The sequence below is a fragment of the Streptomyces sp. NPDC003042 genome (genome assembly GCF_053591315.1).
Map to the genome: position 1 here is coordinate 56,529 of NZ_JBSFTP010000025.1, position 21,677 is coordinate 78,205.

A 21,677-nucleotide genomic window follows, 5' to 3' on the forward strand; every position below is an offset into this window, starting at 1 on the left:
TCCGCGGGAGCCGAACAGGCCCCGGCGGGCGGCGGTTTCGCGCTGTGGGCATTGCCAAGAAGATGCTTCGTGAGGCAACCTGTTGCCAGGTATTGGCATCAGATTGCCAAGGTTGTCAAAACCTGCGTCCGCCCCGGGGGTACACACGAGAAGGCCGAGGTGCCGTCGTGACGCACGAGCTCTCCCAGCGCGCACTGTACGAGGCGGCGGCCGAGGGCCTGCGCGTCCTCGCCGCCGATCCCCGTTGCCTCGCCGCGTCCACCGCCCCGGGCTCGGCCCTGCGGGAGATCCTCGCCCCCGCCGCGCTGCGCTACGTACTGGCCCCCGGCCGCGAGGAGTTCCTCCAGGCCCTGGCCGTGCTGCGCACCAAGGGGTACGCCGTCACCGCCGAGTTCGTCGGCGAGGCCGGCGCCGGCCCCGCGCACGGCGAACGGGCCGCGGAGGAGTACCTCGCGCTGCTCGGCCACCGGCCGGCCCCCGAACGGCTGGGCGTCGACCTCTTCCGGCTGGGCCTGGCCACCTCCCGCACCCGCGCCGTGAGCCGCGCCGCCCGCATCGCGGAAGCCGCCGAGGCCCAGGGCGGCGACGTGGTCCTCGGCATGGACCGCTCACCCGGCGTCGACGCCGTGCTCGGCGTCCACCGCCAGCTCGCGAGCCGGTACGCCAACCTCGGCCTCACCCTCCAGGCCCACCTGCACCGCACCGAGCGGGACATCGACCGCGTGGCCCGGCCGGGCCGGATGATCCGGCTGGTCAAGGGGGAGTTCCGGGAGCCGCCCGAGATCGCCCTCGGCCGCGGCCCCGCCCTGGACGACCGCTACCTGAGCCTGGCCCGCAGGCTCCTCGACCGGGGCGTACGCCTCAGCCTGGCCACCCAGGACCTCGACCTGCTCGCCGAGGCCGTCCGGGCCGGACTGGTGGAACGCCACACCGAGATCGAGATGCTCCACGGCGTCCGCCCGGACCTGCTGCGCCACCACCGCGACGCCGGCCGCCGCTGCCGCATCCACGCCGCCTACGGCACCGACTGGCTGCCCCACCTGCTGCGCCGCCTCGCCGAACACCCGCCGATGGTGCTCACCGCCCTCTCCGACCTCGGCACCCGCCGCACCCAGCCCGCCGGCACGGGCTACTGACCGCCGTCCGCGCCCGCGCCCACCGCGAGATTACGGACCGCGCCCGCTGCCGTGTACGCCGCCGGTACGGGCTACCGATCACCGCCCGCGCCCGCCGCGAGGTCGCGGACCGCGAGCGCCGCCGCGTACCCCGCCGGGACGGTGACGTCCTGGACCCGCCACCCCGGGGGCCCGGCCACCGGCCCGGCCCCCGTACCCAGGTAGTCCAGCGCGGCCGACCGGGCCAGGCCCGTGCCCAGCCCCTTGAGGTAGGCCTCCTTGCGCACCCAGGCCCGTGCGAAGGCGTCCATCCGCGAGGCCGGATCGCACCGGGAGAGCTCCGCCTCCTCCCGGGGATGCAGGACGCCCCGTACCTCCTCGGCGACGTCCGGGCCGCTGCCTGTGGTGGTCTGCACGTCCACCCCGACCGGCGAGGCGGCGAACGCCAGCAGCACCAGGTCCCCGCTGTGCGAGAGCGAGAAGTGCAACGGGGCCCCCGCCACCGCCGGCCGGCCGTGCGGCTCCCCGCAGCACGGACAGGGCTCGCGCACCAGCCGCACCCGCTCCGGCGCCAGGCCCAGGTACGCGCCGAGCAGCACCCGCAGCGCCACGTGCGCGGTGACGTAGCACCGCCGGTCCGCGTACCGGTGCAGCGCGGCGGCGCGCCGGCGCTCCCGGGCGTCCAGCACCCGCGCCGGGGAGTGCTCCGCGCGGGGCGGGCGTGCGGCGTCCGCCAGCCACACGTGCGCCGTGCCCGCCGGCCGCTCCAGCGGACCGACGGCCTGCCCCGGCGCGAGCACTGCCGGACGACGTGGGCCGTGCCCGCCGCCCCGGCGGCCGTAGCGCCGCCGCGGCGCCCGGTCAGCGCGGGGCATGACCCCGCGCCGCCGTACGGGAGCGGGCCGGGGACCGTGCAGAACTGATCGGCATCGGGTTCCTCCAGAAAGAGCGGCACCCACCCGAGCCCAGCCGAGCCGAGCCGAGCCGGGCCGGGCCGAGTCCAGCCGGGCCGTGCCGGGCGGGGCCAAGCCGAGCCGAGCCCGGCCGAGCCGGGCTCAGCCAAGCCGGGTCAAGCCGGGCCGTGCCGGGCGTGGCCAGCCCAACCGAGCCCAGCCGACCCGGGCCCGGGCTCAGCCGGCCGGCCCGGCCGGGCCCGGCCCGGGACGGGGGCCGTGGATCAGCCGGTCTTCGCCGCCGCGCGGCGCAGGGCCTCGGCCCGGTCGGTCCGCTCCCAGGTGAACCCGGGCAGCTCGCGCCCGAAGTGCCCGTAGGCGGCCGTACTGGCGTACACCGGCCGCAGCAGGTCGAGGTCGCGCACGATGGCCGCCGGCCGCAGGTCGAAGACCTCGCCGATGGCCTCCTCGATCCGGCCGGCGGACACCGTCTCGGTGCCGAAGGTCTCCACGAACAGACCCACCGGCTCGGCCTTCCCGATCGCGTAGGCGACCTGGATCTCGCAGCGCCGCGCCAGCCCCGCCGCCACCACGTTCTTGGCCACCCACCGCATCGCGTACGCCGCGCTGCGGTCCACCTTCGAGGGGTCCTTCCCCGAGAACGCGCCGCCGCCGTGCCGGGCCATGCCGCCGTACGTGTCGATGATGATCTTGCGCCCGGTGAGCCCGGCGTCTCCCATCGGGCCGCCGATCTCGAACCGTCCCGTGGGGTTGACCAGCAGCCGGTAGCCGTCGCTCGCCAGGCTCACCCCGCGCTCGGCCAGCGCCTTCAGTTCGGGTTCCACCACGAACTGCCGGATGTCGGCGGCCAGCAGCGCGTCGACGTCCACGTCCGCGGCGTGCTGCGAGGACACCACCACCGTGTCCAGCCGCGCCGGGCGCTCCCCGTCGTACTCGATGGTGACCTGCGTCTTGCCGTCCGGGCGCAGGTACGGGCAGGTGCCGTCCTTGCGGACCTCCGTCAGGCGCTGGGACAGCCGGTTCGCCAGATGGGCGGGCAGCGGCATGAGTTCGGGGGTGTCGTCACAGGCGTACCCGAACATCAGGCCCTGGTCGCCCGCGCCCTGCCGGCCCAGCTCGTCATCGGCGCCCTCCACCCGCGCCTCGTAGGCGACGTCCACGCCGCGGGCGATGTCCGGGGACTGCGACCCGAGCGAGACCGAGACGCCGCACGAGGCGCCGTCGAACCCCTTCGCCGAGGAGTCGTATCCGATGTCGAGGATCTTCCGCCGCACCAGCGAGGCGATGTCGACGTATCCGTTCGTGGAAACCTCGCCCGCGACGTGGACCAGCCCGGTGGTGACCAGCGTCTCCACCGCGACCCGGGATCCGGGGTCCTGGCTCAGCAGCGCGTCGAGGATGCAGTCACTGATCTGGTCAGCGATCTTGTCGGGGTGGCCTTCTGTCACGGACTCCGAGGTGAACAGTCTCCCAGTCATGCAGGGCATCAAAATGACCGCACCCTGCCGCCGCAAGGAAACATGCCCAAGTGGCGGGCGGGCAGCGGGGATTGAGCATCCCGGAAGAGCCCAGGCCACCTCCGCCCACCTCCGCCCACCTCCGCCATCTCCGCACGCAGAGAGACGCCGGATGCCCTCCCGCGCCCCGACCATGGGCTCAACGCGACGCCCGGCGCACGGAGGGAGCCAGAGCATGCGCGACACGCATCAGCCACCCCCGGGAACAGACGAGGATCCGCAGGGCCCCGACGGCGAACGGGCCGGACCGCCCGGTCCCCGGCCCCCCTTCGACGCCGTCCCGGCCGGCGCGGTCCCGGCCTCCGACGTGTTCGGCGCCTCCTTCTCCCCCGTCTACAGCGCGGTCGCGGCCCAGGGCGCCGCGACCGCGCTGGTCCGCCTCCTCATGGAGCAGTACGCGGCCCACCGCGACCGCTGGGCCCTGCGCCGGGCCGCCGAGACCGAGCTGCCGTACCGTCAGCTCCCCACCAGCGGCCTGATGGTGAACGAGATCATCAGCCGCGTCGCCGCGAGCCCCGCACGACGGGCGGCGCCCGCGCCGCCGCCGGCACCGGCGGTCCCCCCGGGACCGCCCGCCCCGGAGTCCGGGAGGCCGCGATGAGGCCCCTCGTACGGGCGGCCCTGCGCGGGTCGCTGCACGGGATCCGCCACGTCGAGGCCGTCCCGCCGAGCCGGGCCGGCGGCCCGGTGGCGCGGGTCTACGCGCAGGCCCGGCGGGACTTCGGCGTGCTCGCCCCGCCCCTCGCCCTGCACTCCCCGGCCCCGGACGCGCTCGCCGCGAGCTGGCTCCTGCTGCGCGAGACGCTCCTCGTCGACGGGGAGGCGGGCCGCGCCGCGAAGGAGACGGTGGCCACCGCGGTGTCCCGGGCCAACGCCTGCCCGTACTGCGTCGAGGTGCACGGTGCCAAGGCCGCCACCCTGCCTGCGCAGGCGCCCGGACAGGTCGAGCGCCTGTCCGCCTGGGCCGGCGGTGGCGTCGGGGCGGAGCCGCGGGAACTGCCGTTCCCCGCCGCCCAGACCGCCGAACTGGCCGGGGTGGCCGTCACCTTCCACTATCTCAACCGCATGGTCAGCGTCTTCCTCGCCGACTCGCCCGTACCCGGCGCCGCCCCCGCGTTCCTGCGCGAGCCCCTCATGCGCATGGTCGCCCGGGGCATGCACGCCGACGACCCCGGCCGGCTGGCCCCGGGGCTGTCCCTGGACCTGCTGCCCCCGGCGCCGCTGCCGACGGCGCTGGCCTGGGCGGCCGCCCGGCCGGAGGTGGCGCAGGCGCTCGCCCGCGCCGTAGCCGCCGTGGAACGCGGGGCCCACTGGGTGCCCGAGCCCGTCCGCCACGAGCTGCGCACCCGCCTCACCGCCTGGGACGGCACCCCTGCCGCCGCGACCCGCGCCCTGCTCGGCCCCGCCCCGGGCGACGCGGCCGTTACGGACCCCGGCACCAGCTCCGGCCCCGGCACTGGCTCCGGCCTCGGTACGGGCTCCGGCACTGGCCCCGGCCTCCGTGCGGGCCCGGGCCCCGGCTCTGGCCCCGGCCCCGCGGCCGACACGGAGGTCGCCGCCACGACCCGGCTCGCCCTGCTGACGGCGTTCGCCCCGTACCGGGTCACGGACGCGGACATAGCCGCGTTCCGCCGCCACCGCCCCACGGATCGCGCACTGGTCGAACTGACCTCCTGGGCGGCCCTGACCACCGCCGTGCACACGGGCAGCCGCCTGGCCGTCCCGGCTCCGGCCTGAACCCGGCACCCACGTACGCCCGTACGCCCGCGCCGCACCGCACACGTACCCCACACACGCCGACGGGCCGGAGGATTCCTCCGGCCCGTCGGCACATGTACGGCGCTCGGGACGGCCTACGCGGCCGCCCCCTCCTCGCGGATCCCCACGAACCAGCCCCGCCCGTGCGGCCCGCCCCGTACGTACTCCACCCGGCAGCCGGCCGCGCGGAACGCCGCCTCGTACTCGCCCTGTTCGAACAACGACACCAGGTACTCCTCGGTGGAGTGGCTCAGCCCCGCCCGCGGATCGGCCACCGCGAAGTGGACCGTGACCCGCGAGCGCCCGCCCTCCCGGGACGAGTGGGACAGCCGGGCGACGGTCCGCTCGCTCTCGCGCACCACCGCGCCCGTCACGTACCCGTCGAGGAAGGTGTCGGGGAACCACCACGGCTCGACCACGACGACCCCACCGGGCTCCAGGTGGGCCGCGAACCGGCCCAGCGTCGCCTCCAGCTCGGCGACCGAGGCGACGTGCCCGATGGAACTGAACATGCAGGTCACCACGTCGAAGGTGCGCCCCAGGGCGAAGTCGCGCATGTCGCCCTGGTGCACGGGCACCCCCGGCAGCTGCGCACGGGCCACCTCCAGCATGCCCGCCGACAGCTCCACTCCCTCCACGTGCCCGAACAGCTCCCGGAACTCCTTCAGATGGGCTCCGGTCCCGCAGGCCACGTCCAGCAGTGAGGCGGCCCCGGCGCGCCGCTCCCGGACCAGCTCGCACACCTCCTTCGCCTCGCCCGCGTAGTCACGGCCGCGCCCCCGGTAGACCTCGTCGTAGACGTCGGCGACTGGCTGCTCGTACATGTGCTCACTCCAGGAGTTCGAAGGGGGGAGACGTACCTCCCCCGGCGGGTCACCCCGCCGGGGGAGGGGAGGAGCGGGACGCGCCCGGTCCGGGCGGCGCCGTCAGCGGCCCCGTCAGCGGTCCGTCAGCGCTTGCGCCACACCGAGACGTCGGAGTTCAGGACCTCGAAGTGGCGGGAGTGGTCGCGCAGCACCGCCGGCTCGTCCGACCCCGCGACCTGGTCGAAGGCGTACCCGAGCAGCCGCCTGACCTCCACCTCACTGGTCGGCGCACCGCGCCGGGCGCCCAGCCAGCGCTCCCGCGCGGTGTGCTCGCCCCGCCAGGTCCACGGGCTGGCGACGAGCAGCAGCCCGCCCGCGCCCAGGAAGACGTCCGACTCGGTGAACTGCCGCAGCAGCGCCTCGGGGTCCTCCACCCGGTCGAGGAGGTTGGCCAGCACCACGGCGTCGAACCGGCCCAGGGAGGCGGGCAGCGCGCAGCCGTCGGCGACCTCGAAGGACACCGCGCAGCCGGCGGCCGGCCGGGGCGCGCGCGCCTGGAGCCGCGTCCGGTTCTCGCCCTGGTCGATCCGGTCGTACGGCACGGCCGCCCCGGCCGCCAGCTCCGCGGCCGTCTCGACGAAGCGGCGGCTGCGGTCCACGCCGACGACGTCCGCCACCCCGCCCTGGGCGAGGGCGAAGGAACTGCCGCCCACCGCGCAGCCCACGTCCAGGACGCGGCGCGGCGGCGTACCCGAGCGCTTGGCCTCGCGCAGCAGCGCGGCCGCCACCCGCTGCGGGAAGCCGTGGGTCACGGAGAGGGGGTGGTCCGCCCGGCCGAAGGTCTCCTCGGCGCTGCCGAGGTGCATCAGCAGGTAGCGGTCCAGCATCTCGCGCGCCTCGTAGGACGCGGCCGCCCCGTCCGCCGGGAGCTCCTCGCTCCGCGCCGCCGGGGCGGAGGCGATCAGGCGGATCCCGCACTGCTGGAGGAAGTGCGGCCGGAAGTGGAAGCGCGACCAGACGCTCGCCTCGTCACCCGTGCTGACGAAGGCCCCGCCGAGGATCATGTGGTGGCGGCCGTCGAAGCAGGGGGTGCTGAAGTCCTCGTAGTACGGGTGGACGCTGAAGGACTCCAGCGGGTTGAAGGTGTCCTCGGACAGCGTCCACAGGTTGCCCGCGGCGTCGTGCACGCCGTGGGCGGTGGCCGGCGAGTGGTCGACGGGCGACTCCGAGCCCCAGGCGAGGTTCAGGTTGATCCCGCGGCGGCGCATCTCGGCGCCGTCGGCACCCATCACCGGGTCGTCGGCCACGCCCGGCTCCGCCGGGAGGTCGCCCACCAGACGGTGCTCCGCCTCCGTCGGCAGCCGGTAGGCGCGTCCGTCCTCGGCCCCGCGCCAGGCGCAGTACGCCTTGGCCTCGTGGTAGTTGACGCACACCGGCCAGTCCCACGGCATGTCGATCTCGTCGAAGGTGGTCCGCAGCCGGTACGCGTGCAGGCCGCTGGGGCCGTCCGGCACCCAGAACTGCGGCCACTTGGCGTTCCGGAAGGCCCGCCAGTCCCACCCCTCCTGCGACCACAGCTCGGGCCGGCGGTAGCCGCCGTCCGCGACGAAGCGGTGGTACTCGCCGTTGCTGACCATGTACCGGGAGGTCTCGAACGCCTCCACCTCGACGTCCCGGCTGCCGTACTCGTTGTCCCAGCCGAAGGAGGGGAAGTCCGCGGGCTTGCCCAGGTGCGCCAGGCCGCCCGGTACCGCCACCATCCGGTTCTCCGGGACGGCCTCGGGGGTGGGCTTGCCGGCCTCGCCCGTACGCCGCATCGGGGCGGGCGCGGGCCACGACGGGTGCGCCGACACCAGCCGCAGCGGCAGCTCCCGGATGAGCACGGAGCTGGTCTCCAGGTGGATCCGGTCGTGCTCGAAGGAGAGGAACAGCGCCCAGGCCGGGTCCCGCATGGTCACCGGGCGGCCGAGGTCGGGGGCGAAGTCCGTCGTCTCGATGACCGCGCGGACCAGGCGGTAGACCGTCGCCCGGTAGGCGTGGACCTCGGCGACGGAGGGCCACAGCATCTCGTTCTTCGACAGGTCGTCCCACGACATCTCGTCGACGCCGGTCTCCAGGACCTGCTCCAGGTACGCGTCGACCGCCTTGCCCAGCAGTCCGCTGACCCGCAGCTTGTTGACGTAGAGGGTGGCCGGGTGCCCGTAGTAGAAGATCATCGGGTGGCGCAGGTTGTGGGCCGGCGGCCGGTAGAAGGCCTCCGCCGTCTGCAGACCCGCGAAGAGGGACTCCGTCAGCGCCCAGGAGTTGTCGAAGTAGTCCAGCACCGCCGCACGGTCGCAGGACGAGAGGTCGGGCAGCGGGAGCGAGGTGATGCGCCCGTCGGCCCCGACTCCCGGACACTCGTGGGGAACGGGGGTCCTGCCAGTGAACCACCACGGGCCGCGGGGCCCGCTCAGCCGCTCGTCCCCATGCTTGGAGACGTTCATCTCCCACGGCTCTGCTGCCACGGTCGTCATGAGCTGGCCTTTCTCACAGGACGGAAACAGTGCGAAGGACGGGTGCAACGCCGAACGTCCTTGCCTTGTCCGGCCCCCTCTGCCAGACCGTGCCACCTCGCGGACGTGCCCGGCATCTTCAGGATTGCGCCCCGTCGCGCACTCCCCGCGGAGCCGGGCACCCGCCTTCGGCCCGAAGACGGCGACAGCGCCGGTGACGGCTACGGCGCCGGCGCCGGCGCCGCGGACGACGTGGGCGACGGCGTGGGCGACGGCGTGGGCGACGGCGAGCTGGCGTTGGCGATCACCTTCCACTCGCCCCGGTGGTACGTGAAGGACAGTGCCGACACGAACCGCTCGGTGTTCCCCCACTGCGGGAAGTGCAACGTGGAGTCGACGACCAGCAGCGCGGTGCGGCAGTCCACGACCGTCCGGTGGACCTCACGGAAGTCGCTGGTGAAGTCGAGCGCGAACAACTCGCGGAACAGTCCCCCGATCGCCGGCCGGCCCTGGTGGTAGCTGCCGTTCGGGTCGACCTTCGAGGCGTCCGCCAGGTAGTGGCCCGCCAGCCGGTCCACGTCCCGGGCGTCGAAGGCCTGGTTGTACCGCGTCCAGGTGCTCTGGAACGCCGCCCGGCAGCCCGCTTGGTGCCGCGCCTCGGCGGCGGCCGCCGCGGCGGCTCCGCCGGCTCCGCCGCTCGCCTGCGCCGGGGCCGAGACCCCCCACAGCAGCGCGGTGACCAGTACCACCGATCGCAGTCTCCGCGCCGTCGCGTACTTCGCCATGGTGTTCCCTCCGTTGGTGAGCGACTGGTGTCCCCGACGCCCGCGACCGGTGCCCGTGACTCGGCAATCCAGGAGATGCCCGGCGTCGTGCCGGATGCGACGGTCAGGTGCGGGGAGGACGGGACAGGGCACGAACTGCCGCTGTTCCCCGGGGCCCGAGAGTAGACGGACAACGACGCCATTGGGGAATACATGTACGGCAAAGAATTCGCTGACATCTACGTCTCGTTCTACGAAGGCACCGGCAAGGATTACGCCGCCGAGGCGAAGGAAGTACGCCGCCTGGTGACCGAGCGCTTCCCCGAGGCGTCGTCCCTGCTCGACGTCGCCTGCGGCACCGGACCCCACCTGCGGGCCTTCCGCGACCTGTTCGGGCACGTGGAGGGCGTCGAGCTGGCGGCCGGCATGGTCGAGGTGGCCCGCGAGAAGCTGACCGACGTCCCCGTGCACCAGGGCGACATGCGCGACTTCGCCCTGGGGCGCACCTTCGACGTGGTGACCTGCATGTTCAGTTCCATCGGGCACGTCACCTCGGTCGCCGAGCTGGAGGCGACGCTGGGCCGGTTCGCGGCCCACCTGGAGCCCGGCGGGGTCGTCGTGGTCGAGCCCTGGTGGTTCCCCGAGACCTTCCTCGACGGACACGTCGGCGGCGCCGCCGTCACCGACTCCGGCCGCGCCGTCGCCCGCCTCTCCCGCACCACCCGGCAAGGCCGGGAAACACGGGTGACGGTCCATTTCGCCGTCGCCGACCCCGAATCCGGAATCCAGCATTTCACCGACGACTATCCCCTCCGGCTTTTCGACCGTGGCGAATACGAGGCCGCATTCCGGGCCGCGGGATGCACGGTGGAATACCTCGCGGAAAGCGGCGCACTCGGCCGCGGCCTGTTCGTCGGCCGCCGCGCGTGAACGCGCCCCGTACGACCCCCGGCGCGCCCGGCTCCCCTGGCGCCCCCGGACCGCGCCCGCCGCGCGGCGGGGTGAAACGGACCCTGGACGACCTCGCCCTGTTCGGCGGCCGCACGGCCTTCCTGCGGCCGCTCTCCGTCGGCAGGCCGGGCCCCGTCGACCGCGCCCGGCTCTACGAACGCCTCGACTGGGCCCTGGACAACGAGTGGCTCTCCAACGGCGGCCCCCTCTCGCTGGAGTTCGAGGCCCGCATAGCCGGCCTCGCCGGCACCCGCCACGCCGTGGCCACCTGCAACGCCACCAGCGCCCTCCAACTGCTGGTCCGTGCCACCGACCTGACCGGCGAAGTGATCATGCCGTCGCTGACCTTCGCGGCGACCGCCCACGCCGTCCAGTGGCTCGGCCTCACCCCCGTCTTCTGCGACGTCGACCCCCGTACCGGCCTCATAGACCCCGACCTGGCACGGGCCGCCGTCACCCCCCGCACCAGCGCCGTCATCGGAGTCCACCTGTGGGGCCGGCCCTGCGACACGGGAGCCCTGGAGAAACTCGCCGCCGACCACGGCCTGCGCCTGTTCCTCGACGCCGCCCACGCCCTGGGCTGCACCCGGGGCGGTGTCCCCGTCGGCGGAGCCGGCTCGGCCGAGGTCTTCAGCTTCCACGCCACCAAGGTCGTCGGCGCCTTCGAGGGCGGCGCGGTCGTCACCGACGACGACGAACTCGCCGCCCGGGTCCGCGCCCTGGCCAACTTCGGCAAGGGCCTCGACCAGGTGTCCCACGCCGGCGGCACCAACGCCAAGATGAGCGAGGCCGCCGCCGCGATGGGCCTGACCTCCCTCGACGCCTTCCCCGCGTACGTCGAGGCCAACCGCGCGTGCCGACGTACCTACCGCGAGGAACTCGAAGGGATCCCCGGCCTCACCCTGACCCCCCTCGACGGCGCCGAGCGCCACAACCACCAGTACACGGTCCTCGACATCGACGAGGAGGCCGCCGGACTCGGCCGGGACCTCCTCCTGGAGCTGCTGCGCGCCGAGAACGCCCTCGTCCTGCCCCCCATCGGCTCGCCCCCGTGCCACCTGCTGGAGCCCTACCGGTCACGGCAGGCGTACGCGCTCCCGCACACCGAAGCCCTCGCCGCCCGGGTGCTCTCCCTGCCCACCGGCCCCGGCGCCGGGCCGGAGAGCATCCGCCGGCTGTGCGAGACCGTCCGCTTCGCCGTGGCCCACGGCGCCGAGCTGACCGCCCGGTACCGGCGCAACGACAGGAAGGGACCCGCATGAACACCCCCACCCCGGCCGCAGTGCCCTCAGCGGTGCCCTCCGCCGCGTACGCCGCCGCGGCCCGCACCGTGGCGCGCTGCGCGGCCCCCGGCGCCGACGCGCGCGCCGCCGCCGAGGCCCTGGGCCACCTGCTGTCCGTCCCCGCGGGCCCGGACTCCCCCGCGGGCCCGGCCCCCGGCGGCGCGGCCGAGGCCCCCGGCGGCGCCGCCGCGGCCCGCCACCTCGTCGAGCTGGCCCGCACCTACGGCACCCACCCCTTCACCCCGCTGGAGACCGCCCGGCGGCGCCTGGGCGTGGACCGGGACTCCTTCGCCGGCCTCCTCGACCGGTTCGGCCGCGTTCCCGCGCTGCGCTCCGCCGTCACCGGCGGACCCGCCGGCAAGTACTGGTCCAACACCGTCCTGCCCCTCGAAGCCAAGGGCGTGTTCGACTCCGTCCTCGCGGGCAAGCCGGCCGTCCCCGACATCGTCGCCCTCTACCCCGGGCCGACCTGCATGTTCCGCTGCCACTTCTGCGTCCGCGTCACCGGCGCCCGCTACGAGGGAAACCGTCTGGCCGCCGGCAACGAGATGTTCGCCTCCGTCATCGACGAGGTCCCCACCGACGACCCGTACCGCATGTACGTCTCCGGCGGCCTGGAACCCCTCACCAACCCCGGCCTCGGCGCCCTCGTCGCCCGCGCCGCCGCCCGGGGACTGCGCCTGACCCTCTACACCAACGCGTTCGCGCTCAACCACCGAACCTGGGAGCGCCAGCCCGGCCTGTGGGACCTGCACGCCATCCGCACCTCCCTGTACGGCCTCGACGACGAGGAGTACCGGGCCACCACCGGCAAGGCCGGCGCCTTCTCCCGCGTACGGGCAAACCTGCTGCGGTTCCAGGAACTGCGGGCCGCCCTCCACAGCCCGATGCGGCTCGGCTTCAGCTACATCGTGCTGCCCGGCCGCGCCCACCGGCTGCTCGACCTCGTCGACTTCATCGCCGAGCTCGACGCCGCGGCCCCCGGCCGCCCCGTCGACTTCCTCAAGCTCCGCGAGGATTACAGCGGCCGCCCCGACGGCAGGCTCACCCGCGCCGAGCGCACCGAACTCCAAGACGCCCTCGGCGCCTTCGAGGAGCGCGCCGCCGCCCGCGTCCCCACCCTCGACGTCGACTACGGGTACGCGCTGGCGAGCCTGCGCGCCGGAGCCGACGCCGAACTCATCCGCGTCCTGCCCGAGCACATGCGCCCTACCCTGCACCCGCAGGCCTCCGTCCAAGTCGACCTGCTGGGCGACGTCTACCCGTACCGGGAGTCCGGCTTCCCCGGGCTGGCCGGCGCGGACCGCTACGTCATGGGCCGGGTCGGCCCGGACACCTCGCTCTCCCAGGTGGTCGACGGGTTCGTCACGAGCGGCGCCCGCGTCGAACCGGCCGCCGGGGACCAGTACTTCCTGGACGGCTTCGACCAGGTGGTGACCGCCCGCCTCAACCAGGCCGAGGCCGACCTCGCGGCCGGCTGGGGCGAGGCCCGCGGCTTCCTGCGCTGACCAGCTGACCGGCTGGCCAACTGCCTCCCGACCAGCTGACCGGCTGACCGGCCCGGCCCCGACCCGCTGACCGGCCGGCCCGCTGATCGGCCCCGCGCCCCCTCCCCCACCCTTCCGGGGGGAGGGGGCGCGGGGGCGTGCTCACTTCCCGTCGGTCCGCGCCGGCTCCCAGATCCCCCGGTGCACGGCGAGCCGCTGTTCGTCCTCGGGGGTCGTCTCGACCCGCGCCATCGTCCAGCGCAGCAGCGGCGGAGCCATGAGCGAGGTGGCGATGGCCACCAGGACGACCATCGTGTACGAGGCCGAGGTGAGCACCCCCATCCGCAGCCCGGCGGTGGCGATCACCACCTCGATCACCCCCCGCGCGTTGAGCGCGGCGCCCAGCGCGAGCCCCTCCCAGCGGGTCATCCCGCTGGCCATCGCCCCCAGGAAGGCCCCCGCGAACTTGCCCACGACGGCGACCGCCAGCACCAGCAGGGCCAGCGGCGCCAGTCGCGCGTCTGCCAGGGCCGTCAGGTCGATCCGCAGCCCCGCCGTCGCGAAGAACAACGGCGCCAGCACACCGGTCAGCATCCGGCGCAGCGGGTCGAGGGCCGTCAGGTCCCCCCGCCCCTTCGAGGCGACCGAGCGGATCGCGAGCCCGCAGGCGAACGCGCCGACGATCGCCTCCAGCCCCAGCGCCTGACTGCCCGCGGCCGAGAACAGGATCAGCACCACCAGGGACGTCAGCACCGTCCCCGCCCCACGGGCCCGCCCCAGCACCCGGCGTGCGACCGGCCGCACCACCCAGACCGCGGCGGCACCGGCCACGGCGAGCGCGGCCACCGACCGCACCACGTCACCCGTGTGCAGCCCCGACGCGGCCATGGCGGACAGCAGCGAGAGCATCACCCACCCGCAGACGTCGTCGAAGACGGCGGCCGTCATTGTCAGCTGGCCCACCCGACGGTGCATCAGGTTCATGTCGGTGAGCGTCTTGGCGATCACCGGAATGGCGCTCACACACATCGCGACACCCATGAAAAGGGCGAAGACCACCGGGTCCGTACCCGGCCCGGCCAGTGTGGCCGGCAGCAGCAGCCCACAGACGACTCCGCCGGCCAGCGGCACCACCAGCCCGCCCAGGCTCACCCGCAGGGCGGTCCCGCTCTGGCGTCTGACGAGCCCCAGGTCGACCTGTGTCCCCGCCAGCGCCACCAGGAACAGCACCCCCAACAGCCCCACGGCGTCCAGCAGGTGCAACTGCTCGGCGTCCCGGGGGAAGAGCCGGCCGGACAGCGCGGGCGCGAGAGCGCCCAGCACGGACGGACCGAGCAGCACCCCGGCGGTCAGCTCGCCGACCAGCGCCGGCATGCGCCACCGGACGGCAAGGGCCCCCAGCGCGGAGGCCAGCGCCAGCAGCACCCCGGCCTGGAGCAGGAACAGCAGCACCGTGTGCGAAGCGAGCGGCGCCACCGGCGCCGCGGACACGATCACCGTCAACTCGATCGGCCTCCTGAGCCAGCCAGCCCCCGCCGCCCATTCTCGGGCCCGCCCGGAACCGGGGCTTCTCCTGGAATGCGGACCGCGCCCGGCCCGGATCGGCGGCGCACGCTGGGAGTTGGCCGCGCTTCCGCCGCTCGCGACGATGATGCTCCGACGCCGCAGAGAGCCCCGACCAGGAGCGCCCATGACCTCGCAGGCACCCCGCCCCTGACCGACGCAGGTCTTCCCTGAAGGAAAACCCATGACCCAGGTTGCGTCCCGTCCCGCCGCGACGACCCGTCCACAACGCCCGGCCCGCGCCCCCTCCTTCTTCTTCAACGGCCACGCCCCGCGCCGCCGGACCCTCGTCCTGGTCCTCGGCGCCCTCGTCGGATTCGCCCTGACCGTCGTCTGGTCGGCGGAGTTCGTCGACAAGACCATCGGCGGCAACGTCTCCGACGCCCTCCTCGGCCACCCCGCCAAGGACGCCCCCCTCACCGGAGCCCTCGCCGGCATCGCCTTCGCCCTCGTCACCGGCGTGGCGGGCACCTTCACCGCCTGCAACATCGCCGTCTTCAGCGCTGTCGCCCCCCTCGCCGGGCAGGTCGCCACCCGTCGCGGCCGGCTCGCCGCCGCGCTGCGCCCCCTCGGGCAGCTCGCGGCCGGCGCGATCGTGGTCTCCGCCGCTTACGGGGTCCTCGTAGCCGTCGTCGGCACCGGCATGCCCCAGTTCCAGACGGCCTCCCAGGCAGGAGGCTTCTCGCCCCGCCTGATCCAGGCCATGGTGGTCTACGGGATCCTGGGCCTGGCCATGACCTACCTCGGCCTGGCCGCCGCCGGCCTGGTCCGCGACCCGCTGGCCCGCCTGACCGCCCGCTTCCCCGGCGCCCCCATGTTCGTCATGGGCGCGATGACCGGAGCCCTGCTCCTCGGCCGCCCCTTCGGGCTGTTCCGCCAGCTCTTCCGCGACGCCGCCGAAAGCCACAACGTCCTCTACGGCGCCGCCGTCTTCAGCCTCCAGGCCCTCGGCAACATCGTGATCGTCGGGCTGCTCTTCCTGCTCGTCACCGGCATCTTCGGCGACCGCCTCCACCGCTGGCTCACCGCCAAGCCCAGCCGGGTCTCCGCCCTCATGGCCGCGGCCTTCGTCGCCGCGGGCATCTTCATGATCCTGTACTGGGACGTGCGCATCCTCGCCCGCCGCGACCTCATCTGGTACCCGATGGCCCCCTGGGCCCACTGACCCCCCAGCCGGGGCCCCACCGCCGGGCCCCGGCCCCCGCACGCCACCGCCGGGCCCCGGCCCAGCACCCGTCGGCGGCCCCGCACCCCGCCCCACCAGCGCGGATCCGGTCACGGAACGCCACCGGAACGCCACCGCAACCGCACCCGAGCCGGACCCGGAACATCCGCGCGCACAGTGCTCACATGACTTCGACGACCTCCTCCTCCGACACCTCCGAGGCGCTCCCCACCCGGGCCGGCCCGCGCCAGTGGCTGGGCCTCGCGGTGCTCCTCCTGCCCGTGACGCTGATGACCGCCGACCTGGGCGTGCTCTGGCTGGCCACCCCGTACCTGACGGCCGACCTGCACCCCTCCAGCAGCGAGCTGCTCTGGACCACCGACATGTACGGGTTCATGACGGCCGGCTTCCTGGTGATCATGGGCACGCTGGGGGACCGGATCGGCCGTCGCAAGCTGCTCCTCGCCGGTTCGGCGGGAGTCATCGCCGCGTCGCTGCTCGCCGCGTACGCCGCCAACCCGACCACCCTGATCGTGGCGCGGGCCCTGCTCGGCGTGGCCGGCGCGGCGGTCCTCCCGTCGACGCTCGCGCTGATCACCCACATGTTCGCCGACGCCCGCCAGCGGGCCACCGCCATCGCCATGTGGGTGACCGCCCTCTCGGTCGGGATCGCGATCGGCCCCGTCATCGGCGGTGTCCTGCTGAACAGCTTCTGGTGGGGTTCGGTGTTCCTGCTCGGCGTCCCGGTGATGATCCCGGTGGTCCTGCTGGCGCCGCTGCTGCTCCCCGAGTACCGCGACCCGTCCGCCGGCCGGATCGACCTCCCCAGCGCCGGGCTGTTCCTCCTCGCGATCCTCCCGGTCGTCTACGGCGTCAAGAAGCTCGCCGAGTTCGGGCCGGAGGGCTCCTACCTGGCGGCCATCGCGGTCGGCGCGGTCTTCACCTTCTTCTTCGTCCGCCGCCAGAACCGGCTCGCCACCCCGCTCCTCGACCTGCGGCTGTTCTCCAGCCGGGCCTTCACCGGCGCCCTGCTCGCCCTGCTCCTCGGCATGATGGCCCTGAACGGCATCGAGTACCTGGTCCCGCAGTACCTGCTCGCCATCGGCGGTCTCACCCCCCTCGCGGCCGGACTGTGGCTGCTGCCCGGAGCGGCGGGCCTGGTCCTGGGCTCCCAGCTGACCCCGGTCCTCGCCCGGCGCGTGCGCCCCGCCTACGTGATCCTCGCGGGCCTGGCCTTCACCCTGCTCGGCTTCTGGCTGGCGACGGTGGACGGCGTCGTGGCGGTCTCGCTCGGCCTCGCGCTCGTCATGTTCGGCATCGCCCCGATCAGCGTGCTCGGTACCGCGCTCGCGGTGGGCTCGGCCCCGGCGGAGAAGGCCGGTTCCGCGGCGGCCACCGGCCAGACCGCGTACGACCTCGGGCTGGCCCTCGGCATCGCCGGCACCGGCAGCGTGGCGGTGGCGGTCTACCGGGACGACGTGGCCTCCGCGGCTCCGGCCGGGATCCCCTCCGACGCGCTGGCCGCGGCCCGCGACACCGTCGGCGGCGCGACCGACGCGGCGGCCCAGCTGCCGGGCACCCTCGGCGCCGACCTCCTCACCGCGGCCCGGGACGCCTTCACCTCCGGGTTCCATACGGCGTCCCTGGTCAGCGCGGGCCTGGCGGTCCTGACCGCGGTGGCGGTGGCCGCCCTCCTGCGGCGCATCCCGCCGATCGGCAGTGCCGAGTGACCGGTCATCCCCCCAGGGGCTGCTCTCCGAGCAGCCCCTCCCGCATGTCCCCGCCCGGTGTCAGACGAGGGCTCAGACGAGGGCGAGGACGGCGACGGCCGGAGCGGCGTAGATCATCGGGAAGGCGACGTGGGCGTACGAGCGGGCCCGCAGGACGGTGACGACGGCGCCGGTGAAGTAGGCGACGAGCCCGATGGCGGCGGCGATTCCGACCGCCGGGACGGCGAACCCGGCGAGGAGTCCCAAGGCGCCGGCGACCTTGGCGGCGCCGAGCCAGTTCCACCAGGACTTCGGAACGCCGTACTCGGCGAGGGGCTCGACGACGAACTTCGCACCGCGGAAGATCGAGATTCCGGAGAATCCGGCCATCAGGGCGGCGACGAGGGTGATGACGGTGGCGGTGGTGGACATCGGGTTCTCCTTGGTCGGGTGGGGTGTTGCCGGCTTCCTGCGTGCGTTCGACACCCCTTTGACCCGCGGCCCCGTACCGATGTGACAGCCCCGGGAAGTATTTTTTCGGCGAGCACCGCCGACAGCCCGCCGCCCGGCGAACTCCCAGGATTAACAGGGCAGTTGTCTATCCGCGGTCCGGACTCGGCTCGGCAGGGCCGTCCGTCGGCGTCGCGGGTTTCGTGTAGAGGATCTCGCGGGCCTGTTCCGCGGCGCGGACGATGCTCTCGGAGACGAAGTCGACGAAACGGGCGATGTTTTCGAGGCGGGCGCCAGCCGGGGTGCCGGGGCCGAGGACGTTCACGCCCTCCCGTGCGGTCACGACGAGCTGGGCGGTGGCGCGGGCGCTGGCCATCATCGACTGGTAGAAGACGTCGTCGTCGACGACGTAGCGCTCGCGGCGGCGTTCGTCGCGTTCCCGGCGGACGAGCCCCTGACTGTCGAGGAACGCGATCGCCTTGGAGACGGACGCCGGGCTGACCTGGAGGCGCTGGACGAGGTCGGACGCGGTGAGGCTGCCGACGTCGGTGGTGTAGAGGGAAACCAGCACCCGGGCCGTCATCTTGGGCAGGCCCGACGCCATGAAGACGGTGGTGAACGTCTCCTCGTACTCGCGCACGCCTCGGCGTCGCGTCCGTGGGCCTGGGGGAGCGCCTGCGGCCCTCGGGGCGCGGGCTGCCTGCGCCGGTGGGCGCGGTGTTCGGTGGCGCGGTGGGCCAGGTCGACGCGGTAGGGCGGTGGGGCCGCCGTTGCGCATCACCTCACGCGTGACCGTCGAGGTGGGGCGGTCGAGACGTCGGGCGATCTCCGCGTAGGCGAGCCCGTCGGCCAGCGCGATCTGCTGGCGTTCCTGCTGGGTGAGCCCGCCTCCGGGCATCTGCGGTCTCCTGCCGCCCCGGTAACCGCCGTCCTGGACATCCCTGCGGGACTCATCCGCTTCATCGCCGCGGACCGCGCCGACACCACCGTCGAGGTCCTGCCGGCGGACGCTTCGAAGGGCCGGGACGTGAAGGCCGCCGAGCAGATCACGGTCGCCTACGCCGACGGCGTCCTGCGCATTGGGGCCGCGGAAGCCAAGAGCCGGATCCTGGGCGACTCCGGCTCCGTGGAGGTCACGGTCCAGCTCCCCACCGGCTCCCGCGTCGAGGCGAAGGCGGCCAGCGCCGAGTTCCGGGGCGTCGGCCGGCTCGGTGACGTGGTGTTCGAGGCCGCGCACGGCACGGTCAAGCTCGACGAGACCGCGGCCGCCCGTCTGGCCCTCCAGGCCGGTGACGTCACGGTCGGCCGCCTGGGCGGCCCGGCCGAGGTCGGCACGCAGAAGGGTGACATCCGTATCACCGAGGCCGTGTCCGGCACGGTCGAACTGCGTACCGAGCACGGCGAGATCACCATCGGCGCGGCCCGCGGGGTCTCCGCGTCCCTGGACGCCGGCACCGGCTACGGCCGCATCCACAAGGCCCTGAAGAACGCCGACGGCACCCCCGCCCTGAACATCCACGCCACCACCTCCTACGGCGACATCACCGCCCGCAGCCTCTGAAGGAGCCCCCCTCATGACCAGCCAGACCACCGCCGCCGGGCAGGACCGTCCGGAGCTGCAGAAAGTCATCCAGGAGATCGTCGACTCCGGTTTCACCGGGATACAGATGCGCGTGCACGACGAGCGGGGCGAGTGGCTCGGCAGCGCCGGGGTGAGCAAGCTGGGCGAGGACGCGAAGCCGCCGACCGACAGGCGGTTCCGGGTGGGCAGCAGCACCAAGACCTTCACCGCGGCCCTGGTCCTGCGACTGGTGGCCGAGGGCACGATCGCGCTGGACGACCTGTTGGCCGACCACCTGCCCGAGTTCGGGCTGGACCGGCGGATCACGGTGCGGATGCTGCTCCAGCACCAACTACGTGCTGGCCAGGCTGCTGATCGAGAAGGTCACCGGCCGCCCGCTCGCCGAGGAGACGCAGCGGCTGATCCTGGGGCCGCTCGGACTGTCGGACACCGTGGTGCCGGACACCCGGCAGGAGGTCCCCGAGCCGCACGCCCACGCCTACTACCGCTACGAGGAAGCAGGTCGGGAGAAGACGGTCGACGTCACCCGCCAGAACCCCTCCTGGATCTCCACCGGCGGCGACATGATCTCGACCACCCAGGACCTCCACACCTTCATCTCCACCCTGCTGGGCGGCAAGCTCCTGCCGGCCCCGCTGCTGGCCGAGATGTGCACGCCGCATCCCAAGGCCGGCTACGGCCTGGGCGTGATGGTGCAGGACGCGGGCCCGAACGGCGGCACCGTCATCACCCACAACGGCGGCATCGCCGGCCACGCCGCCCTGATGTACAGCACGCCCGACGGCACCAAGACCCTGACCGCTTGGGTGAACCATGTGGACGACGCCGCGATGTCGCTGGCGGAGGCGTTCCAGAAGGCGGCGCAGAGGCTCGTCGAAGAGGTGTTCTCCGCAGAGCAGGCCACGGCCTGACCGGGCCGAGCAGCCCTGACCGGGCCGCGTCCCGACCGGGCCCGCTCCGCACCCCGGGCGTGCGAAAGGTCCGGTAGCCCACCCCCCTCCAGGAGTGCTACCGGACCCGTCTCATATCGCGCTTCGCGTACCTCTCGCGTCGTACCTCTCGCGTATCTCTCCCGCGCCTCTCCCTCCGTCGCTCAGGCCTCCACCGGCACCGCCGCCGGTGTCGGGCCCGCCGTGGCGGCGAACTCCGCCAGTACCTCGTCCGCCGTCGCGAACACCTTCCGCGCCCGTGCCTCCCGCAACGTCTCCGGGATTCCCGAGAACTCCGTGCCGTACAGGAGCCGCACCGCCGACTCCCCGATCCCGCAGAACTCCGAGACCCCCACCTTCAGCTGCAGTTCCAGGGCCTTCCCGAGCCCGGTGGTCTCGTAGTACTCCGCCGCGCTCCCGGCCAGTCCGAGCCAGAGCATCCGCTTCCCGGCGAGCCGGGGCTTGCTGCGCCCGTAGGCGAAGCCGTAGTTCCACACCCGGTCGATCCAGCCCTTCACCACCGCCGGCGGCGCGAACCACCACACCGGGAAGACCACCACCAGCTCGTCGGCCTCCTCGATCCGCCGCATGTGGTCGTGGACCTCCGGGGAGTACCGCTTCTCCCGGTCCTGCCAGTCCGGTTCGTCCTGCGGGGTCAGCCGGGGGTCGAAGCCCTCCGCGTACAGGTCCAGCAGGTCTACGGAGTTCCCCTCCGACTCCGCCCGGCGACGGGCGCGCTCCGCGACCTGCGCGGTCAGGGAGTCTCCTCGGGGATGGGCCACTACGAGCAGGGTCCGGGACACGGGACGGCCTCCAATGCGGGCACGAGCAAGGGCAACGGGCTGGAAGTCTGGCTGGAAGTCGGGGTGGGGGCTGTGGGGTGTCCGGCCACCGCGCGGGGGTTGGCGGTGGCCGGACAGCCCCGGTCGGGCCCCGCCGGTACCGGGGCCCGACCGGACCGGGTCCGTCAGATGCCGAGGCCGGAGCCGCCGCTGACGTCGATGTTCTGGCCGGTCACCCAGCGGGCGTCGTCCGAGGCCAGGAAGGCCACCACATCGGCGACGTCGTCCGGCTGCCCGACCCGGTTGAAGACCGAGAAGGCGGCGGCCTGGGCCTTGGCCTCCGGGATCGCCATCCACGGGTGGATGTCGGTCTCGATGGTGCCGGGGGACACCGCGTTGACGGTGAT

At 74.0% G+C, this 21,677-nt stretch carries 18 protein-coding genes and 2 pseudogenes; 10 read left to right on the forward strand and 10 right to left on the reverse strand.

Annotated features, from left to right (window positions below; genetic code table 11):
* Positions 1-167: 167 nt before the first annotated feature.
* Positions 168-1,136, forward strand: coding sequence for a proline dehydrogenase family protein (locus tag ACWDYJ_RS15450; protein WP_451566039.1), 969 nt, complete (start codon positions 168-170; stop codon positions 1,134-1,136).
* Between the two features lie 71 nt (positions 1,137-1,207).
* Here ACWDYJ_RS15450 and ACWDYJ_RS15455 read toward each other — a convergent pair whose 3' ends face one another.
* Both ACWDYJ_RS15455 and metK read right to left on the reverse strand, forming a co-directional pair.
* Complete coding sequence (locus ACWDYJ_RS15455; protein ID WP_451566040.1) at positions 1,208-1,915, reverse strand: 4'-phosphopantetheinyl transferase family protein; 708 nt, start codon at positions 1,913-1,915, stop codon at positions 1,208-1,210.
* Between the two features lie 377 nt (positions 1,916-2,292).
* On the reverse strand, positions 2,293-3,507 hold the full coding sequence (metK, locus tag ACWDYJ_RS15460; protein ID WP_451566041.1) for a methionine adenosyltransferase: 1,215 nt from the start codon (positions 3,505-3,507) through the stop codon (positions 2,293-2,295).
* 214 nt (positions 3,508-3,721) lie between these two features.
* On the opposite strand from metK, the gene ACWDYJ_RS15465 reads away from it, so the two are divergent.
* Both ACWDYJ_RS15465 and ACWDYJ_RS15470 read left to right on the forward strand, forming a co-directional pair.
* Positions 3,722-4,147, forward strand: a complete 426-nt coding sequence (locus ACWDYJ_RS15465; RefSeq protein WP_451566042.1) for a hypothetical protein — start codon at positions 3,722-3,724, stop codon at positions 4,145-4,147.
* Positions 4,144-5,283 (forward strand): carboxymuconolactone decarboxylase family protein, encoded by a 1,140-nt coding sequence (locus tag ACWDYJ_RS15470; protein WP_451566043.1) that lies wholly within the window; start codon positions 4,144-4,146, stop codon positions 5,281-5,283. The genes ACWDYJ_RS15465 and ACWDYJ_RS15470 overlap by 4 nt, the downstream gene beginning before the upstream one ends.
* Positions 5,284-5,399: 116 nt before the next feature.
* Here the strand turns inward: ACWDYJ_RS15470 and ACWDYJ_RS15475 are convergent, their stop codons facing one another.
* From ACWDYJ_RS15475 to ACWDYJ_RS15485, 3 genes are all read right to left on the reverse strand, one after another.
* Positions 5,400-6,128, reverse strand: a complete 729-nt coding sequence (locus tag ACWDYJ_RS15475) for a class I SAM-dependent DNA methyltransferase (protein ID WP_451566044.1) — start codon at positions 6,126-6,128, stop codon at positions 5,400-5,402.
* Positions 6,129-6,253: 125 nt separating this feature from the next.
* Positions 6,254-8,626, reverse strand: coding sequence for a 5-histidylcysteine sulfoxide synthase (gene ovoA, locus ACWDYJ_RS15480; protein WP_451566045.1), 2,373 nt, complete (start codon positions 8,624-8,626; stop codon positions 6,254-6,256).
* A 200-nt stretch (positions 8,627-8,826) separates the two neighbouring features.
* A complete protein-coding gene (locus ACWDYJ_RS15485) occupies positions 8,827-9,390 on the reverse strand; it encodes a YybH family protein (protein ID WP_451566046.1) in 564 nt (187 codons plus the stop codon).
* A gap of 192 nt (positions 9,391-9,582) precedes the next feature.
* On the opposite strand from ACWDYJ_RS15485, the gene ACWDYJ_RS15490 reads away from it, so the two are divergent.
* From ACWDYJ_RS15490 to desII, 3 genes are all read left to right on the forward strand, one after another.
* Positions 9,583-10,299, forward strand: coding sequence for a class I SAM-dependent DNA methyltransferase (locus ACWDYJ_RS15490; RefSeq protein WP_451566047.1), 717 nt, complete (start codon positions 9,583-9,585; stop codon positions 10,297-10,299).
* Between the two features lie 71 nt (positions 10,300-10,370).
* Positions 10,371-11,582 (forward strand): aminotransferase class I/II-fold pyridoxal phosphate-dependent enzyme, encoded by a 1,212-nt coding sequence (locus ACWDYJ_RS15495; protein ID WP_451566048.1) that lies wholly within the window; start codon positions 10,371-10,373, stop codon positions 11,580-11,582.
* A complete protein-coding gene (gene desII / locus ACWDYJ_RS15500) occupies positions 11,579-13,111 on the forward strand; it encodes a dTDP-4-amino-4,6-dideoxy-D-glucose ammonia-lyase (protein ID WP_451566049.1) in 1,533 nt (510 codons plus the stop codon). The genes ACWDYJ_RS15495 and desII overlap by 4 nt, the downstream gene beginning before the upstream one ends.
* 141 nt (positions 13,112-13,252) lie before the next feature.
* On the opposite strand, the gene ACWDYJ_RS15505 is transcribed toward desII, so the two are convergent.
* Entirely contained in the window at positions 13,253-14,587 is a 1,335-nt protein-coding gene (locus tag ACWDYJ_RS15505) for a cation:proton antiporter (protein ID WP_451566055.1), read from the reverse strand.
* 250 nt (positions 14,588-14,837) lie between these two features.
* On the opposite strand from ACWDYJ_RS15505, the gene ACWDYJ_RS15510 reads away from it, so the two are divergent.
* Together ACWDYJ_RS15510 and ACWDYJ_RS15515 are read left to right on the forward strand one after the other, a co-directional pair.
* On the forward strand, positions 14,838-15,818 hold the full coding sequence (locus ACWDYJ_RS15510; protein WP_451566050.1) for a hypothetical protein: 981 nt from the start codon (positions 14,838-14,840) through the stop codon (positions 15,816-15,818).
* A gap of 185 nt (positions 15,819-16,003) precedes the next feature.
* A complete protein-coding gene (locus ACWDYJ_RS15515; RefSeq protein ID WP_451566051.1) occupies positions 16,004-17,548 on the forward strand; it encodes an MFS transporter in 1,545 nt (514 codons plus the stop codon).
* Positions 17,549-17,620: 72 nt separating this feature from the next.
* On the opposite strand, the gene ACWDYJ_RS15520 is transcribed toward ACWDYJ_RS15515, so the two are convergent.
* Both ACWDYJ_RS15520 and ACWDYJ_RS15525 read right to left on the reverse strand, forming a co-directional pair.
* A complete protein-coding gene (locus ACWDYJ_RS15520; protein WP_451566052.1) occupies positions 17,621-17,959 on the reverse strand; it encodes a DoxX family protein in 339 nt (112 codons plus the stop codon).
* A 166-nt stretch (positions 17,960-18,125) separates the two neighbouring features.
* Positions 18,126-18,875, reverse strand: a pseudogene (locus ACWDYJ_RS15525) (MarR family transcriptional regulator).
* Between ACWDYJ_RS15525 and ACWDYJ_RS15530 the strand changes: the two are divergent.
* Both ACWDYJ_RS15530 and ACWDYJ_RS15535 read left to right on the forward strand, forming a co-directional pair.
* Entirely contained in the window at positions 18,876-19,538 is a 663-nt protein-coding gene (locus tag ACWDYJ_RS15530) for a DUF4097 family beta strand repeat-containing protein (RefSeq protein ID WP_451566056.1), read from the forward strand.
* 106 nt (positions 19,539-19,644) lie between these two features.
* Positions 19,645-20,470: pseudogene (locus ACWDYJ_RS15535) on the forward strand (serine hydrolase domain-containing protein).
* Between the two features lie 182 nt (positions 20,471-20,652).
* Here ACWDYJ_RS15535 and ACWDYJ_RS15540 read toward each other — a convergent pair.
* Both ACWDYJ_RS15540 and ACWDYJ_RS15545 read right to left on the reverse strand, forming a co-directional pair.
* Positions 20,653-21,291: an NAD(P)H oxidoreductase gene (locus ACWDYJ_RS15540; protein WP_451566053.1), complete on the reverse strand. Its 639-nt coding sequence runs from the start codon at positions 21,289-21,291 to the stop codon at positions 20,653-20,655.
* A gap of 164 nt (positions 21,292-21,455) precedes the next feature.
* Positions 21,456-21,677, reverse strand: a 222-nt coding sequence (locus ACWDYJ_RS15545; protein WP_451566054.1) for an SDR family oxidoreductase, incomplete at its 5' end; no start/stop codon positions are given.